We start from the raw sequence: 16,914 nt of genomic DNA, 5'->3' as shown, positions 1-16,914 counted from the left end.
AAAGCAGCAAAAATAAAGCGAGGTACATATTTATGGGATGGATTTCTGTAGTTCCTTTCATAGTCGTCATCATTGCTGCCATTTGGACCAAACAAGTGATTCCAAGCCTGCTTTTTGCGGTAGTGGTAGCAGGATATATCATCGATCCTCATTGGCTCGGGGGAATGATGACTGCTTTAGGATTCATAATTGAAGGCTTGACTGATGAGAGTAATTTGAAAATCATCCTGTTCCTGTATGCCTTCTCCGCTTTGATCGGTATCGTAAAAATGTCAGGTGGGATTAAGGGGTTTGTGAAAGAGGCGACAGAACGCATCGATCACAAGCGTGGTGCATTCATTTTGACGTGGTTGTCCTCTTTAGGAACATTCAGTGCCCCCAGTTTTCGAATTGTGACCATCGGCCCCGTCATGAAAGCGATGCGTAAAAACATCCCCATGACGAAACAAGAGCTGGGTTTTGTCATTGAGACGACAGCCTCTCCTCTTGTGGTATTGATTCCTGTAGCTACAGCATTTGTAGGTTACATGACTTCTGTCATTGAACTTTCTCTTCAGCAGGCGAATGCGGACGGGGACGCTTATTCCTTATATATCAGCAGCATCCCTTTCAATTTCTTTGCTTTTTCCATGCTCGCAGTTGGATTTTATTTAAGCTTTTTCCATAAAAATAAAAAACCGGCCACAGATGCCGAAAACATGGACCAAGAAAAGAAGGAGGACGACGATCAATGGGAAGACTGTCACCCAGCTGTCACGAAAAACCTCCCCGCTCAACCCTGGCACCTGATTATTCCATTGATCAGCGTCATCGTACTCACTTTCCTGCTCATGTATATGGTCGGCGTAAGAGATGGCCAAACAGGGTTTAGTGCCTTGATTAATGCGAATGTATTAGATGCTATGGTGTTGGCCGTCGTATTGACTCTTGTTCTGTTCGTCATTTATTTGAAGTTTCGATCAGAGCCATTGAGAAAAATGATGAACACCTTGATTGACGGTGGAAATGAAATGATGGGTGTCATCTTATTGTTAGCGATGGTTTGGGGGCTGAGTAGTGGATCTGAAGCCTTGGAGTTCGCGGATACAATTTCTTCCTCATTCGGCTGGATTCCAGCTGGGTTCGTGGCTGTCATTATTTTTGTCATCGGTTGCGGATTGTCTTACTTTATCGGATCTTCATGGGGGACTTGGGGTATCCTTATGCCTGTGGGTATTTCTATCGCTACCGTAGCAGGAAGTTCACTCCCGATGGTGATTGGAGCCGTTTTTGCCAGCGGAACCTTTGGAGCTTTCGCCTCCCCACTGAGTGATGATACGAATACGACAGCGGGAATCTTAAATCTAAACCCGATCAAGTATGCAAAATTCAAGCTGAAGCCCGCTTTGATTGCTGCTGGGGTGGCAGCTATCATCTATTTTGGGCTTTCCTTCTTTTTATAAAGTTTTGCATTCATAACCCGCATCGTGCGTTTCCGAAATATCGAATGGCGGGACGAACGTTGGAGGCGCGCGGCGCAGAGGGTCCAAGGATGGTATTTTATAAGATTCTAAACACCGAAAGAGCAAGGAGGGTAACTCTATTCCTCCTTGCTCTTTTCCCGTATCTATATTGCTTTCTAAAGATTTCGCCTGCAATGAAACCATATTCTGAAGTAATCCTTTTTACTTAATGGGAAGGTAAAGTTTATAACGGGTTTCAGTCCCTGTGTAAGGATGGTATTCCTCAAAGCCGAAACCTTCAATCTGTTCATAACCCTTTTCCGTAATCCACTTGTGCAGGTAGGGATAAGGATTGAAATCATGTTGGGAGGGATCATATTCGAGTACAGCATAAGTGTGAGCAGGAACGGTCTTCGTAATCATATCTTGCGGGATTTTTTCAAAACTATCCACTTCTACACCAGCAATCCAATGAAAAGCATCAGTCATTTCATTCCAATTCGGAGGATCGACAAACATTCCGATCGAGTGAGGTGCGTGTATACGATTCCTCACTTTCGGCAACTTCATTGTATGAAACTGTTCCATCAAGCGTGGGATTTTTACATCTCGTTCGTCCATCATCGTTGTACAATAGACACCGACTACCTTGAAGTTGGACTTCTTCACGACTTTCGGCTCCACAGCCGTTGTCATTTGCTCACTCATTACATGGCCACTCCTTTAAATTTTGATCACTCTCCCTAACTACTTCCACATTCAATCATATTTCCCTTTCAAGAATTTAGCGTTCGATGTTATTCGTAGCTTTTCGACTATCTTTTTAGGATAACCCTGGCTATGGAGATATCCATTCCTATATCATAATGTCTTATTCACCTAAAATATGCTCTCAATTTATCACCATCCAATGGTGGCCTGCAAAATCGCCTTTTGGACGTGCATACGATTTTCTGCCTGTTGGAAAACAGCGGATTGTTTGCCATCAATCACTTCTGCTGTGACCTCTTCCCCTCGGTGAGCTGGCAGACAATGTAAGAAAACTGCATCAGCTTCAGCTGCTTTTAGGAGAGATTGATTCACTTGATATCCATTGAAAGCCTTGAGGCGCACAGAAGTTTCGGATTCTTGTCCCATACTCGTCCATACATCCGTATAAATGACATCGGCCCCCTCAACGGCTTTTTTCGGATCAGCCTCCAGCAGAACCGCACCGCCATAAGTCTTCGCTATTGCTTGTGCTTTACCCGTAATTTCTCCATCGGGTTCGTACCCTTCCGGTGTGGAGATGACCACTTCCATCCCCATCATTGCTGAAAGGATCATCAAGGAGTGGGCTACATTGTTTCCATCTCCAATATATACAATTTTCAGCCCCTCCAGGCGCCCTTTCAATTCCAATATTGTAAAAATATCCGCTAGCGCCTGGCAAGGGTGATAAATGTCGCATAGTCCATTGATAACAGGAACCGAGGCGTGTTCAGCAAGTTCTTTCAGCTTTTCATGAGAAGTGGTACGAAACATAAGGGCATCCACATACCCTGAAAGGACTTGAGCAGTATCAGCAATCGTCTCCCCACGGCCGATCTGAATGTCTCTGGAATTCAAATAAAGAGCATGCCCTCCCATCTGCACCATTCCTACTTCAAAAGAAACCCGGGTTCGTGTGGAAGACTTCTCGAAGATCATCCCCAGGTTCTTACCTTTCAATGATTGCGTATAGGGGTTCTCTTTCACATATTGTGCTTGCGCTAATAATCGGGAGATTTCAGATTGGGTATAATCAAGCCATGTAAGGACATGTTTCCCTTGCATAGAATTCCCTGTTGAATGTATTTGCTCTATTAGATTCATTACGGACGCACTCCTTCACGAATACTCCCTGGAAGCGGGATTGGTTGGGTGTTTAAACAAGCAAGAGATTGTAAGTAAGCATCAAACGTCTTATTTTCACTCATGACTGTAATACCGTGTTTCAAAGCCTGAATTCTACGCGTCTGGTCTTTTTCCGATTCCTGATTATTGACATACAATGCAGCCTCTTCCGTCTTCAACCATTCATTAAAAGGAAGACTTGTAGAAGAGAGTGTTTCATAACCAGACTGGTCGATAAAGCAGACATTTTTTTCTTGATGCACATCTGGCATTTCTAAGAAAACTTTTCGCAAAGCTTCCTCTACCGTACGCCCTAAGCACATCCCTTCCCCTGTCGATTTCATATTCGGCCCTAGCTTATGATCCAGTTCAGCCAGCGCATATGAAGAAAACAATGGATATTTAACTGCAACTTCCGTTATCGAGGGTGGAAGCAGTTGCGAAAGATGCAATGTTGGATCATTAACCAGGCAGCGTATCGCTAAATCAATCATCGCTACATTCGAAACTTTGCTCACAATCGGTACAGTACGACTAGCCCGCGGATTAACTTCGAGTACATACACTCGGTTATCGACCCATAAGAACTGAATGTTCATGATGCCTTTGTAATGGAAGTGATGGATAATCATTTCACTGTATCCTCGAATCGTTTCTTTAATCTCCAGGGGCAGCGTGGATGGAAAGATGGCCATACTATCGCCTGAATGCACACCTGCCGGCTCGATATGTTCGATCACTTCCGGGAGATAAATCCCTTTTCCATCTGCAACGATGTCGACTTCCATTTCAATTCCTTGCATAAAAGAGTCGAGCACAATTGGATAATGACGTTTCTCCGCTTTATCCAACGCATGTTTCAATTCTTGCTGATCATTCACTTTGACCATTCCTTGTCCGCCAATGACATACGAAGGACGTAAAAGGAGAGGGAAATTGTATTGTTCCGCTGCGGACCATGCTTCCATTTTCGTATGACAAGTCGTACCTTCGACATGAGGTATTCCAAGATCTTTCAATGCTTCATAAAACTTGTCTCGATCTTCAAGTTCATCCAGTACTTTTGTAGAAATACCAGCTAGCGGGACTCCTTCCCGTTCTAAGTCTTCAGCTAAATTAATCGCTGTTTGCCCACCAAATTGAGTGAAAACCAAGTCTATGTTTTCGTGGTCCACGATAGCAGAGATGATTTCCGTCTGAATCGGTTCAAAATACAAACGATCAGCTGTTTCGTAATCTGTGCTTACGGTTTCCGGGTTATTGTTGATCATGATTGTAGTCCATCCCAACTTACGCAAGCTTTCAATGGCTTTGACTGCGCTATAGTCAAATTCCACTCCCTGTCCGATACGGATAGGACCTGCACCTATGATCAAAGCTTTCTTCTCTCCAGCTAAAGGTTCGATTTCATTCGTGCCTGCATACGTGCTGTATACGTAATTCGTAGCCGCCTCAAATTCCGCTGCACACGTATCGACCAGTTTGAAGTTACAAGTAACCTCTAACTCTTTTCTCTTTTCTTTAATTTCCTTTTCTGCTGTCTCCATCAAGTCGGCCATTTGCCCATCCGAGAAACCATACAATTTTGCTTTCTGCATCAACTCTTCAGTCAAGCTTTCCACTGAGTTTCCATGCAACACTTTTTCCATGTCTACAAGATTCTTCAACACATGTAAGAAAAGCAAATCGATAGACGTCTCTGCATGGATGGCTTTTGGTTCTACGTCATTACGCAAAAGGTTGAGGATAGCGAAGTAACGTAAATCGGTCGGTGTTTTCAAATGGAACCATTCATCAGTGATGATTGGAATCGTGGTATCCAATGAATGAACAGCTTTTTGAAAAGCCCCCTCTAACGTCCGGTCGATCGCCATAACCTCTCCCGTCGCCCTCATTTTTGTTCCCAATTTACGGTCAGCTTCTGAAAATTTATCAAACGGCCAGCGTGGGAATTTTACGACAACATAATCGAGCGCCGGTTCAAAACTTGCATATGTGTGACCTGTCAGCGGATTTTCTAATTGATCAAGGGGATGTCCTAAGGCGACTTTAGTTGCCATCTTTGCGATTGGATAGCCTGTAGCCTTGGATGCGAGTGCTGACGAACGACTGACTCGTGGGTTCACCTCAATTACATAATATTGACGACTGGCAGGATCCAGCGCGAACTGGACATTACATCCACCGATCACTTCCAATGCTGAAACAATTTTAAAAGCGGCCGTGCGTAACATTTGATAGTCTTTATCTGACAACGTTTGGGAAGGTGCGACGACGATAGAGTCTCCTGTGTGGACACCCACAGGATCAAAATTCTCCATGTTACATACAGAAATACACGTACCGTTATGATCACGCATGATTTCATATTCAATTTCTTTGAACCCTGCGATGCTCTTCTCAACGATGACCTGGTGGATCGGACTGGATTTCAAACCTGTCGATATCAGTTCTTCCAGCTCTTCCTCTTCATGGACGATACCGCCTCCACGCCCCCTAATGTATAAGCAGGACGACTGATGATCGGGTAACCTACGCGCTCGACGAAATCTTTTGCTTGTTGAAAAGTGGTTATAACTTCACTTTCTGGAACTGGTTGTGCAAGTTCATTCATCAGCTCCCGGAATAACTCTCTGTCTTCTCCCTGTTGAATAGAGCGGACACTTGTACCTAACAACTTCACACCGAACTGATCCAGTACACCCTCCTTCTCTAACTCAACAGCTAAATTCAAGGCCGTCTGGCCGCCTAATCCAGCAAGTAATGATTCCGGCTTTTCTTTCTCAATGATCGCGGCTAAGCTTTTCACTGTCAGTGGTTCACAATAAACTACATCAGCCACATCGTAATCAGTCATAATGGTAGCCGGGTTGTTATTGACCAGGACGACTTCATACCCTTCTTCCTTCAAGGCGAGGCATCCCTGCGTGCCGGAGTAATCAAACTCTGCCGCCTGCCCGATCATGATGGGACCCGAGCCAACCACAAGTATTTTATTAGACATATGCCTTCACCTCTTTCTTTTTCACTAGTTTCAGAAAGTCGTCGAACAGCCATTCCGCATCCTCCGGTCCAGGATTCGCCTCTGGATGAAATTGGACACTCATGATCCGCTTTGTTTCGTGCATCAACCCCTCGATTGAATCATCATTGACGTTATAAAATCTCTTTGCTAACGGGGTTTCAATTAAACTTGCTTCATCCACCACGTAATTGTGATTTTGAGATGATAAAAAGACTTTCCCTGTCACTACATCTTTAACTGGATGGTTGGCTCCCCTGTGCCCAAAAGCGAGTTTAATCGTATCTGCCCCGTAAGCGAGAGCTATGACCTGATGGCCCATACAAATCCCGAAGGAAGGATAAACATCCAGCATTTTTTTGATGGCCGGTAATTTACTACTTACATCTTTTGGATCCCCTGGACCATTCGAGAGAACGACAGCATCAAGTTTAAGATCATCCACCTGGGTTATTTCAGAATATGGAATCACTGAGACACGGACGTCGTAATCCAAAAGCTTCTGTAAAATCGACTTTTTCCACCCAAAATCAATAAGTCCGATATGGATAAGACCCTCCCCGTGGGTTTCTATCTTTGCTCCCTTCACCTGGTCGATTTGACTGGATTCAGGCGGCAGAAATTCATAATCATCATTATGGGTGAGGATCGCTTGCCGTGTACCACCTGTCCGGATTTCTTTGGTTACTTCCCTTGTATCGACACCTGTTAAAAAAGGCACTCCACGCTCATCTAAATAATCTCCGAGTGATTGCACTGATTGATAGTGGGAGGCTACACCCGCGCAATGGAACATGACCACCCCATTCACTTGGACCTCCTTACTTTCCGCATCCTCAAGATTTATGCCGTAATTCCCTATTAAAGGATAAGTGAAGACGACAATCTGGCCCCGGTAGGACGGATCTGTCAACACTTCTTGATAACCTGTCATCCCAGTAAAAAACACGATTTCACCTTGTATGGCATTTTTATAACCTTTTGATGTGAAACCCTCGTATGATTTTCCATCTTGCAAACAAAGACGTGCTTTCATAACATCACCCCACAAAATGAATATTTATTATACTTGTTGTATTTTTATACATTTAATTCCTATAAAAGGCGGTGTTCATCACTTATAGTGAATTTCACCGCCTATCTATTTTTCAGACGTTCTGGAGATCCTTCTGTTGTTGATGGATCACTTCTGTAATCAACAGAACAGCTTGGTCGATTTCTGCTTCTGTTACCGTTAATGGCGGTAACAGCCGCAAAACATTGGGACCGGCAATAACGGCCAACAAACCTTTTTCTCTTAAAGAATGGACAAGTTGTATGGCTTCAGATTGAACTTCAATCCCGAGCATCAATCCTTGCCCGCGGATATCCTTGACGTACTCCAAAGAGGCAAGATTCGCTTCTAATTCCTCCTTGAAATATGTCCCTTTTTGTTCTACCTTTTCCAAAAAGGAGACAGTAAAGACTTCCTCCAGGGTTGCTTTTACAGCTGCGGATGCGAGAGGGTTCCCTCCAAAGGTCGACCCGTGCGACCCCGCACTGAATGCTTCCACAAGCTCAGACCTACCAATCATAGCCCCCACCGGAAAACCACTGCCCAATCCCTTTGCAGAAGTGACAATATCAGGGTCTAAGCCATGATGCTGATAGGCGAAAGCTTGACCAGTACGCCCAATTCCTGTTTGTACCTCATCGATAATGAGCAGTGCTCCTAGTTCACGGCATTTTTCCTCCACTGTTCTCAAAAACTCTGCTGAAGCAGGGATGACTCCCCCTTCTCCCTGGATCACTTCAACCATAATAGCAGCTACATGACCATCATGGACTTCCTCTATGGCTTTCACATCATTATAGGGAAAATACTCAAAAGTCGGAAGCAGCGATCCGAATCCTTCCTGGATTTTCTCTTGCCCTGTGGCGCTCATCGTAGCAAAAGTCCGACCGTGGAACGATTGTTTGAATGTAATGATCTTCTCTCTTCCTGTATGCTTGCGTGCTAATTTTATAGCGGCTTCATTCGCTTCAGCTCCACTATTACAGAAAAACGCATAATCGAGATCTGTGGCTCCAGTCAGCAATTCAGCTGCTTTTTCCTGAATAGGTATTTGATAAAGGTTGGATACATGCCAAACTTGATCCATTTGTTTTTGCAGGGCCTGCTGCACTTCAGGCGGTCGGTGCCCGAGGTTACAAACAGCGATCCCTGAAACAAAATCCAGGTATTGTTTTCCTTCATCGTCTATAACATTCGTTCCTTCACCCGAAACGATTGTAATTGGAAAACGATTGTATGTGGGAAATAAACTCATTCGACCCTCTCCTTTCGTTTTGCTCTGATTGAAGTCCCTTTGATTTTATCCCCTTCCATCAAAGCTTGCTCACCACTGACAATCCAGACTTCCTCGAGATGATCAGATAAAGTTTCCATGGCTGACCTTACTTTAGGAATCATTCCTCCATAAATGGTTCCCGCATCAATCATCACGTCGATTTCCTCCGGTGTAATCATGCTTACCATCTCATCATTCACCAGGATGCCTGGTACGTCCGTGACATACAACAGCTTCTCTGCCCCAACAGCTTTTGCGATCGCTGATGCCGCTACATCTGCATTGATATTTACAGTTTGAAGATCGCCTGTTTTTCCAAATGGAGCTACCACCGGTACATATCCGGATCTAAGAGAATGCAAGAGGATATCCGGAGTGACTTTGTCTACTTTTCCGACCAGTCCTAAATTCTCTTTATCCATGTATGTGCACATTAATAGGGAAGCTTCCGACCCTTTCAGACTTATCGCATCAATTCCTTGTTTTGTCAATTCACTTGTAATCTGTGCTCCCACTTTTCCACCAAGAATCATCTCAACGACTTCCAGGGTTTCCGGTGTAGTCTTACGTAACCCTTCATGGAATTCCCCTTCAATGTTCAAGCGAGATAAAAGGTTAGTAATAGCAGGACCGCCGCCATGGACAATAATACAATTGTAGTGGTGAAGTATGTTCTGGAAACTCGCGTAGAACGAATCTGTAAGCTGATCGATCATACTCCCGCCAAGTTTGATGACGATGGTAGGTTTATGACCGGTAGCTGGCATTGATTTTGACATAGTCATACGTCAAGTCACACCCCCATGCCATACCTGAACCTTCTCCTTCTCCGAGATGGATGGCTATTCTGACTTCTTCATTATCTAAATCTTCACTAGCCTGTTTTTCTGAAAAAGGACATGCCGTCCCTTTGCTGAAAACGAGTTGGTCTTCCAAGTAAATATCACAGGCATTTGCATCCACTTTCGCTTCACTGTGGCCGATTGCACCGACAATCCTTCCCCAGTTAGCATCAAGACCATACACTGCTGTCTTAACGAGATTGGAACCAACGACTTTTTTTGCGATGATCCGGGCTTCTTCGCTGGTACGGGCTCCTGTGACATTGACTTCGATGAGTTTAGTAGCTCCTTCTCCATCTTTAGCAATTTGTTTTGCCAAGTCTTCACAGACAAGTTGGAGCGCTGATTGGAATGCTTCCCAATCTGAGTGTTTTTCGTTTAAAGGTGAATGCCCAGCTTGGCCATTCGCAAGTGTCAATACCATATCATTGGTAGAGGTTTCTCCATCTACTGTGATTTGATTGAATGACTTATCAATCGACTGACCCAGGGCATGCTGCAGGTCTTCTGAGTCGATGTTCGCATCTGTAGTAATGAAGCCAAGCATTGTGGCCATGTTTGGGTGAATCATACCAGAACCTTTAGCTGCTCCGGCAATGGTCACGGTTTCGCCATCAATTTGCACTTGATAACAGGCGTGCTTTTGGCAAGTATCCGTCGTAAGGATCGATTGCTGAAAGTCTTTATCCCCATTTTTACTCAACTCAACAGAGTTACATCCATAGGAAATCTTTTCCATCGGGAGTTGCTCGCCGATGACTCCAGTAGAAGCTACAGCCACGTAATCGGCGGGAAGGTTGAATCGTTCTGCGATCATTTCACGCATTTTGTAAGCATTTGCGAGACCTTCTTCACCGGTACAGGCATTTGCCACAGCACTATTTATAACAACACTTTGGATTTTACCCCTTCCGGCAATACTATCTTGAGTGACTTTGAGGGGCGGGGCTTGAAAATGACTTTGAGTATAGACCGCAGCGACGGAAGCGGGAGTCTCACTCATAAGTAATCCGAAGTCTTTTTTTCGATATCTTAAACCACTATGGATGCCACCAGCCTGATAGCCCTTTGGTGTCAAAATCGATCCGTTTTCTATTTTCTCGATTTCACTTGATTTGCTCGCTTGTATCAAAGCACCTCTCCCTCTCTCCTTTAAGGATAAACAGGCAATGTTAAGAGCCCTGCTCTCTCATCTGCCTGAAACAATAGATTCATATTTTGTACAGCCTGGCTAGCTGCACCTTTCATCAAGTTATCGATCACGCTTACAATGGTCACTCTATTTGTCCTGGGATCAAGCGTTATGCCGATGTCACAGAAGTTAGATCCGTAGACATCTTTCGTGCATGGAAAGCTTCCCATCTCCCTTACCCTGACAAAAGGCTCTTTCTCATAGTAGGACTTGTAAAGAGATTGAAGCTTTTCGACGGTCATTTCTTCATTCAATTGGAGATAGATCGTCGCCATGATTCCTTTCGTCATCGGAACCAAATGGGTGGAAAACGTCACTGGCTGGGAATCTTCGTCCCATTGCTGCAATTGCTGTTCAATTTCAGGGATATGTTGGTGTTGATTCACTTTGTAAATTTGAAAGTTTTCTTGTGCATGAGCAAAGTGTGTAATCAGGTTCGGATTTTTCCCTGCACCTGAAACCCCGGATTTCGCATCTATGATGAGTGAAGACGGGCTCGCAAGTCTTTCTTTGATTATCGGACCGACCCCCAGCAATGCGGCTGTTGGAAAACAGCCAGGGTTCGCAATCACATCTGCCTGCTGGATGTTTTCCTTATTCCATTCAGGCAGTCCATATACTGCTGCTCCTAATACCGCTTCTCCTGCAGGTTCCTTTTTGTACCACTGCTTATATAGGGATTGGTCCTTCAATCTCAAATCACCAGAAAGGTCGATCACTTTTGCTTTACCACCTTGCAATTGCGGGGTGAGGTCAATTGATACTCCAGCAGGCGTTGCCAGAAATACTACATCAAGATCTTCTTTCATTTTATCTGGTTCCACATCAGCTAGTATATGGGATTGACCCCTCTGCATCTGTGGATAAATATCTTCAAAATACTCCCCTGCTTGTGAAGAGGAATATAAGGTGATGTCATCTATTTGTGGATGAACGTTCAGTATTCGAAAAAGCTCTATCCCACCATATCCTGTAGCGCCAACGATACCTGCTTTCAAACTAAAACCACCTCTATGTATATTTATAATAATAACTGTATATTTACAATATTATTAACCCTAATGGTTCAGATGTCAATAGTCAGTATCAACTTCTTTGATATTTTACTTGTTTATAAAATCATAGATTGATATAAGTTGATTTGATAGGATATATCCTAGAAGGAGAAAAATAGGATGAATATGAGGTTATACACATGTGGATAACCTCATTACATGCATAATTGTGTATGTTTTATTCACATATACACAGTTTTATACACAGTTTCAACAGGTGTGATAAAAAGGCATCAGGATAAACTGCGATTCTCAAAGTTCCTTTTTTCAAAAAAAATCCGTACATATGAGTTTTCACTCAACATGTACGGATTAAGAAGGTCAGACCGTAAAGGATTGGAAAATATTTTTCTCACTTATCGGATAAACTTCCCGACCGACTAAGTGATTGATAATTACTTTATTCCGGTGGATAGATAAACCGAGGTTTGTAGAGCCGACACCATGAGTATGAGAAATTCCGCTATGGACATAGATTTCATTATCCGTTCTTTCATTTTTGACCAGGCGATAGTCCGCAGTCACCTTATAACGGCCTTCATCATCCCATTCTAGGAAATCGGCTAGATGATGGACAAAATCAGGTACCAAGGGTTTGTAACCTGTAGCCGCAATGACTACATCAGTGTCATGTGTGAAGGTTTCCTTTTTCTGATTATGGTAACATTCCAGTTCATAACCACCTTCTTGTTTTGGCCGGACATCTCTAACTTCGCTCAATACTTGTAAACCGACGTCCAACTCTTCCCGGCCTACTGAATATTCGTATAAAAGGTTGTAAATATCGTTAATTGTATGATTGCTGATGCCTTTATAATATAAACCTTGTGTAGCGAAAATTTCATCTTTCCGCTTTTGTGGCAGCTGATAAAAATAGTCTACGTAGTCTGGTGAGAAATGCTCCAAGCTCAGTTTCGATTCTTCCATAGATTCAAACCCAGGGGAACGAGTGATCCAATCTAAGCGATATTGGCAGTCCCTTTGCTCTTTCAGTAATTCCCGGAAGGTTTCAGCGGCACTTTGTCCAGATCCCACAACTGTAATCGATTCAGCCTTGCGACATCGATCCTGGTTAGGTAAGAAGTCAGCCGTGTGAAAGACATCTTCTGAAGGTAAATCTCTAAATGATGCAGGCATGACAGGGACACTACCAGTCCCCATGATAAGGTTCTTTGAACGGTAGAGATGTACTTCGTCCTGTTTGAGATCTGTCACTTCCACTTCAAACATTTCTTCATTGTCTTTATAATGACGGATGTTCGTCACGCGTTTACCGAATTGGCAACTATTCAATTGAGCTGCGGCCCATTGGCAATAATCATTATACTCACGTCTTGGGATGTCAAGCCGCTGCAGAAAATAAAATTGGTACATGCGTTCATTTTTGTTGATATAATTCAAAAAACTATATTTATTTGTCGGATCTGCCATCGTAACCAAATCCGCAATGAAGGGAACTTGCATTTTCGTTCCTTCAATCAGCATCCCCGGGTGCCAATCAAAGGTTTCATTCTGCTCAAAAAACAATGACTCCACTTCTTCTACCTCATCAAGCAGAGCCGCTAAACTCAAGTTGAAAGGGCCGACCCCTACTCCGATCAAGTCATATATCTTTTCATGTTGTTTCATCATCCACTACTCCTTTTTTTCTGAAAAAACTACAATTTCAGAAATCAATACACTAGTCCTATGTTATCATAACCACATCTATACGATAATAGCCTTTGCAAAGGAAGGTGTTAGAATATGAAAGCACTGCATTTGATCCCTGTCGACAACCGGCATCATTATATTAATTTTTTACTGCTCGCCGACGAGGATGAAACGATCATCAATCAATACATACATGAAGGAGAGATGTATGCGATTTCCTACGAAGGTACAGAAATCGGTGTCTCTCTTTTCACTTTTCCCAGCATAGAAACAGTCGAGATCAAAAACCTCGCTCTTTCTCCTGCGTTCAGAGGAAAAGGAATTGGCAGGCAAGTTCTAAACAAAGCTGCACAAGTGTTCAAAGAACGTAGATTTAGAGATATGATTGCAGGGACTTCAAATTCCAGCATTGAAAACTTAGCTTTTTACCAAAAGGCTGGGTTTCGTTTTTATGACATTAAGAAAGATTTTTTCACTTCTTATCCAGAACCTTTCTATGAGAATGGAATCAAGGGAATAGACATGATCATCTTTCGAAAGTCTATTCAGGACTGATTCCTGAATTTAAAGTATTGATTTTTGATAAGTGAAAAGCTGCCCCTTTTTCGGGCAGCTTTTTTTGTTCGCTGCGATAAGTATGTAAAGTCCAAATGGAACCATCTCCAGTAAAAATAGATTCGCATGAAAATACGAGGCTGATGAATTTGTTTCAATGTATTCATAAATTCTCAGCCTTTGAGCATGCTAATCAAAAATACATTCATTGAAGGTGGGATTTCGTTGAAGCAAAAATCAAATAGCAAATCATCGAAGACTGCTTCACAACCACTTTACTTATCATTGGATGAAAGTCTGAATCATATTCGCACTTCATTAGGCAACAGTTCTGACCTGGTCATCCGTACACTGACGATCAACAAAATTTCAGCTGCCGTCCTGTTTATGGATGGTCTGGTAGACAAAAGCACAGTGCAAAATTTCATTTTGGAAGCTCTTATGCTGGAAATGCCTACCAAACGACAAAACAGCCACCACCTTTATTCATCCATTAAAGAAGCTTCCCTCCCAATTGGTGAGATGGCTGAAGTGGAAGATTATAAAAAACTATTTGAAAAGCTTCTAGCAGGCGAGACCATCTTACTGATCGATAAGCAGTCCAAAGCATTATCAGCTAGTACAAAAGGATGGCGTGACAGGGGAGTCCAGGAGACAACATCCGAAAGCGTCATACGGGGCCCGAAAGAGGCATTCACAGAAACATTACGGACAAATACAGCACTGTTAAGAAGAAAAATCAGAGATACCAACCTCAGAGTCGAGGGCAAGGTCATTGGAAAGAAGACCCACACAGATATAGCGGTTATTTATTTGGAGGGTTTGGCAGAATCGGAAGTAATCGACGATGTAAACCGTCGATTGGATCAAATAGACATAGATGCAGTTTTGGAAAGTGGTTACATCGAAGAATTCATTCAGGATGCTCAATACTCCCCTTTTCCCACGGTCTATAATTCGGAAAAGCCGGACGCTATTGCCGGAGGAATTCTTGAAGGACGCGTGGCCATTCTCATCGATGGAACACCAAACGTTTTGCTGGTCCCTGCACTATTTGTGAACTTCATGCAGTCCAGCGAAGACTATTACCAACGCGCAGACATCGGTACACTCGTGAGGCTGTTGAGACTATTCTGCTTTTCCATCGCATTGTTCATGCCCTCCCTATACATCGCTTTTACGACTTTCCATCATGAAATGATACCAGCTCCCCTTCTAATCAGTTTAGCTGCCCAGAGGGAGGGTGTTCCTTTCCCTGCCTTTGTGGAGGCTATGATGATGGAATTGACTTTTGAGATTCTCCGAGAAGCAGGGGTTCGACTCCCGAAGCCAGTTGGTTCTGCTGTTTCCATAGTTGGGGCTCTTGTGTTAGGGCAATCAGCTGTGCAGGCAGGTCTTGTCTCTCCTGCTATGGTCATTATTGTATCAATCACAGCTATCAGCAGCTTCGTGTTTCCTTCATATAACATGGCGATTTCTGTAAGGATCTTGCGTTTTCCTTTAATGATTCTTGCCGCTACATTCGGTCTATATGGAATCATTTTAGGAATGATTGCCCTTGTGTTTCATTTGTGCAGTTTAAAATCGTTCGGAAAATCTTACATGTCACCGTTCGCTCCATTCATCCCTAAAGATCAAAAAGATGTTTTGGTTCGATTCCCGCATTGGGGATTGCTGTCACGACCTAGCTCCATGACCCAAAAAGATCAAAAAAGAACTGATTCTACTTCTAAGGAGAGGTAAATATGGTTTTGAAAATGACAACTCCTGCCAAAATCATCATCATCGTTACTTCCCTGCTTCTCCTGACTGGGTGTTGGAATAGTAAAGAATTGGACGAGCTTGGTCTAGTTGTTGCGTTAGGAGTAGATAAGTCGGAAGACGGTAAATATGAACTGACCACCCAAGTAATTAACCCCTCAGAAATTGCAACGGATGCGCCGACTGCGCGTCCACCAGTATCCATTTATAAATCCAGAGGCGACTCATTATTTGAGGCGTTTCGCCACATGACAGAAAAGTCCCCGCGAAAAATGTATTTATCACAGCTGAGACTGCTTGTGATCGGCAAAACGTTGGCAGAAGAAGGCATGATGCCATCCCTTGATATTTTTTATAGAAACCACGAATTTCGCACCGCTTTTTATGTAGCTATTGCTAAAAATACAAGTCCGGAAGAACTATTAAGTGTACTCACTCCCTATGAGAAAATCCCGGCCAATAAATTAATGCGTTCTCTCGAATCTGTAGAATCCAACCTGGGAAGCTCAAAAGCCGTAACTATCGATGTGTTGATTTCTCAGATCCGGAGTAAAGGCCAACATCCAGTTTTACCAGGACTGCTTATTGATGGCGATGCAGAAATAGGGGCGACAAGAGAGAATGTTGAAAGTATCGACGCACCGACCAAATTAATCATCAACCACCTTGCTGTTTTCAAAAAAGACCAACTAGTCGGATGGCTGGCTAAAGAAGCTAGTCAAGGGTACAACTATATCACCGGCAATGTGAAAAGCACTGTCATCACCCATCCTTGTAAAGATGAAGGAGTAGCTAATGTTGAAATCATCCGGACTCAAGCCAGTAAAAAAGCTAATTTCAAAGGGGGGCAACCATCCATTTCCGTTGAGTTGGATGTGGAAGGGGACGTTGGGGAACTAGATTGTCCACTGGACTTGAGCAAAGCTGAATCCATCCAAAAAATCAATGTACAGGCAGAAAAAGAAATTAAAAGATTGATGGAGACTTCCGTAAAAACAGCGCAAGATGAATTCGGAAGCGATATTTTTGGATTTGGTAATGTCATCAATCGTACTGACCCCCGCTATTGGAAGACAGTAGAGAAGGACTGGGACAATCAATTCAAAGATCTTAAGGTCGACTTTCAAGTCAAAGTGAAAATCCGCAGGAAAGGAAATTCAACGCAACCTGTATCTAAAGAAAGCTAG

At 43.3% G+C, this 16,914-nt stretch carries 12 protein-coding genes and 1 pseudogene; 4 read left to right on the top strand and 9 right to left on the bottom strand.

Annotation, left to right across the window (positions count from 1 at the left end):
* The first annotated feature begins 32 nt into the window (after positions 1–32).
* Positions 33–1,442: a Na+/H+ antiporter NhaC family protein gene (locus HLI_RS13290; RefSeq protein ID WP_128525406.1), complete on the top strand. Its 1,410-nt coding sequence runs from the start codon at positions 33–35 to the stop codon at positions 1,440–1,442.
* Between the two features lie 222 nt (positions 1,443–1,664).
* Here HLI_RS13290 and HLI_RS13285 read toward each other — a convergent pair whose 3' ends face one another.
* The 9 genes and pseudogenes from HLI_RS13285 to HLI_RS13245 all read right to left on the bottom strand — a co-directional run bounded on the left by HLI_RS13285 (position 1,665) and on the right by HLI_RS13245 (position 13,387).
* The gene (locus tag HLI_RS13285) at positions 1,665–2,150 is read right to left on the bottom strand and encodes a GyrI-like domain-containing protein (protein ID WP_128525405.1); all 486 of its coding nucleotides are present in this window, start codon (positions 2,148–2,150) and stop codon (positions 1,665–1,667) included.
* A 192-nt stretch (positions 2,151–2,342) separates the two neighbouring features.
* On the bottom strand, positions 2,343–3,296 hold the full coding sequence (argF, locus tag HLI_RS13280; protein WP_128525404.1) for an ornithine carbamoyltransferase: 954 nt from the start codon (positions 3,294–3,296) through the stop codon (positions 2,343–2,345).
* Positions 3,296–6,321 (bottom strand): annotated as a pseudogene (locus HLI_RS13275) (carbamoyl phosphate synthase large subunit). Before HLI_RS13275 ends, argF begins: the two are co-directional and overlap by 1 nt.
* Positions 6,314–7,375: a carbamoyl phosphate synthase small subunit gene (locus tag HLI_RS13270; protein WP_128525403.1), complete on the bottom strand. Its 1,062-nt coding sequence runs from the start codon at positions 7,373–7,375 to the stop codon at positions 6,314–6,316. The pseudogene HLI_RS13275 and the gene HLI_RS13270 overlap by 8 nt, the downstream one beginning before the upstream one ends.
* Positions 7,376–7,487: 112 nt before the next feature.
* The gene (locus HLI_RS13265; RefSeq protein WP_128525402.1) at positions 7,488–8,648 is read right to left on the bottom strand and encodes an acetylornithine transaminase; all 1,161 of its coding nucleotides are present in this window, start codon (positions 8,646–8,648) and stop codon (positions 7,488–7,490) included.
* A complete protein-coding gene (gene argB, locus HLI_RS13260) occupies positions 8,645–9,454 on the bottom strand; it encodes an acetylglutamate kinase (RefSeq protein WP_128525401.1) in 810 nt (269 codons plus the stop codon). The genes HLI_RS13265 and argB overlap by 4 nt, the downstream gene beginning before the upstream one ends.
* Positions 9,417–10,643 (bottom strand): bifunctional ornithine acetyltransferase/N-acetylglutamate synthase, encoded by a 1,227-nt coding sequence (gene argJ / locus HLI_RS13255; protein WP_128525400.1) that lies wholly within the window; start codon positions 10,641–10,643, stop codon positions 9,417–9,419. Before argJ ends, argB begins: the two co-directional genes overlap by 38 nt.
* A gap of 20 nt (positions 10,644–10,663) precedes the next feature.
* Positions 10,664–11,701, bottom strand: coding sequence for an N-acetyl-gamma-glutamyl-phosphate reductase (argC, locus tag HLI_RS13250; RefSeq protein WP_128525399.1), 1,038 nt, complete (start codon positions 11,699–11,701; stop codon positions 10,664–10,666).
* Between the two features lie 378 nt (positions 11,702–12,079).
* Complete coding sequence (locus HLI_RS13245) at positions 12,080–13,387, bottom strand: lysine N(6)-hydroxylase/L-ornithine N(5)-oxygenase family protein (protein WP_164908558.1); 1,308 nt, start codon at positions 13,385–13,387, stop codon at positions 12,080–12,082.
* 117 nt (positions 13,388–13,504) lie between these two features.
* Between HLI_RS13245 and HLI_RS13240 the strand changes: the two genes are divergently transcribed.
* The 3 genes from HLI_RS13240 (at position 13,505) to HLI_RS13230 (ending at position 16,914) form a co-directional block, all read left to right on the top strand.
* Positions 13,505–13,966 (top strand): GNAT family N-acetyltransferase, encoded by a 462-nt coding sequence (locus tag HLI_RS13240; RefSeq protein ID WP_128525397.1) that lies wholly within the window; start codon positions 13,505–13,507, stop codon positions 13,964–13,966.
* 186 nt (positions 13,967–14,152) lie between these two features.
* Complete coding sequence (locus HLI_RS13235; RefSeq protein WP_128525396.1) at positions 14,153–15,709, top strand: spore germination protein; 1,557 nt, start codon at positions 14,153–14,155, stop codon at positions 15,707–15,709.
* A 2-nt stretch (positions 15,710–15,711) separates the two neighbouring features.
* Complete coding sequence (locus tag HLI_RS13230) at positions 15,712–16,914, top strand: Ger(x)C family spore germination protein (RefSeq protein WP_128525395.1); 1,203 nt, start codon at positions 15,712–15,714, stop codon at positions 16,912–16,914.

The organism is Halobacillus litoralis (assembly GCF_004101865.1).
Taxonomy (GTDB): Bacteria; Bacillota; Bacilli; order Bacillales; family Halobacillaceae; genus Halobacillus; species Halobacillus litoralis_A.
Note: the sequence above shows the minus strand (reverse complement) of the source record. Positions and strands in the feature narration are given on the sequence as shown.

What these genes read in the sequence shown, in the direction of transcription:
- HLI_RS13290 (WP_128525406.1), top strand. Translation starts at nt 33, where the DNA reads ATGGGATGGATTTCTGTAGTTCCTTTCATAGTCGTCATCATTGCTGCC.
- HLI_RS13285 (WP_128525405.1), bottom strand. Translation starts at nt 2,150, where the DNA reads ATGAGTGAGCAAATGACAACGGCTGTGGAGCCGAAAGTCGTGAAGAAG.
- argF (WP_128525404.1), bottom strand. Translation starts at nt 3,296, where the DNA reads ATGAATCTAATAGAGCAAATACATTCAACAGGGAATTCTATGCAAGGG.
- HLI_RS13270 (WP_128525403.1), bottom strand. Translation starts at nt 7,375, where the DNA reads ATGAAAGCACGTCTTTGTTTGCAAGATGGAAAATCATACGAGGGTTTC.
- HLI_RS13265 (WP_128525402.1), bottom strand. Translation starts at nt 8,648, where the DNA reads ATGAGTTTATTTCCCACATACAATCGTTTTCCAATTACAATCGTTTCG.
- argB (WP_128525401.1), bottom strand. Translation starts at nt 9,454, where the DNA reads ATGACTATGTCAAAATCAATGCCAGCTACCGGTCATAAACCTACCATC.
- HLI_RS13245 (WP_164908558.1), bottom strand. Translation starts at nt 13,387, where the DNA reads ATGAAACAACATGAAAAGATATATGACTTGATCGGAGTAGGGGTCGGC.
- HLI_RS13240 (WP_128525397.1), top strand. Translation starts at nt 13,505, where the DNA reads ATGAAAGCACTGCATTTGATCCCTGTCGACAACCGGCATCATTATATT.
- HLI_RS13235 (WP_128525396.1), top strand. Translation starts at nt 14,153, where the DNA reads ATGCTAATCAAAAATACATTCATTGAAGGTGGGATTTCGTTGAAGCAA.
- HLI_RS13230 (WP_128525395.1), top strand. Translation starts at nt 15,712, where the DNA reads ATGGTTTTGAAAATGACAACTCCTGCCAAAATCATCATCATCGTTACT.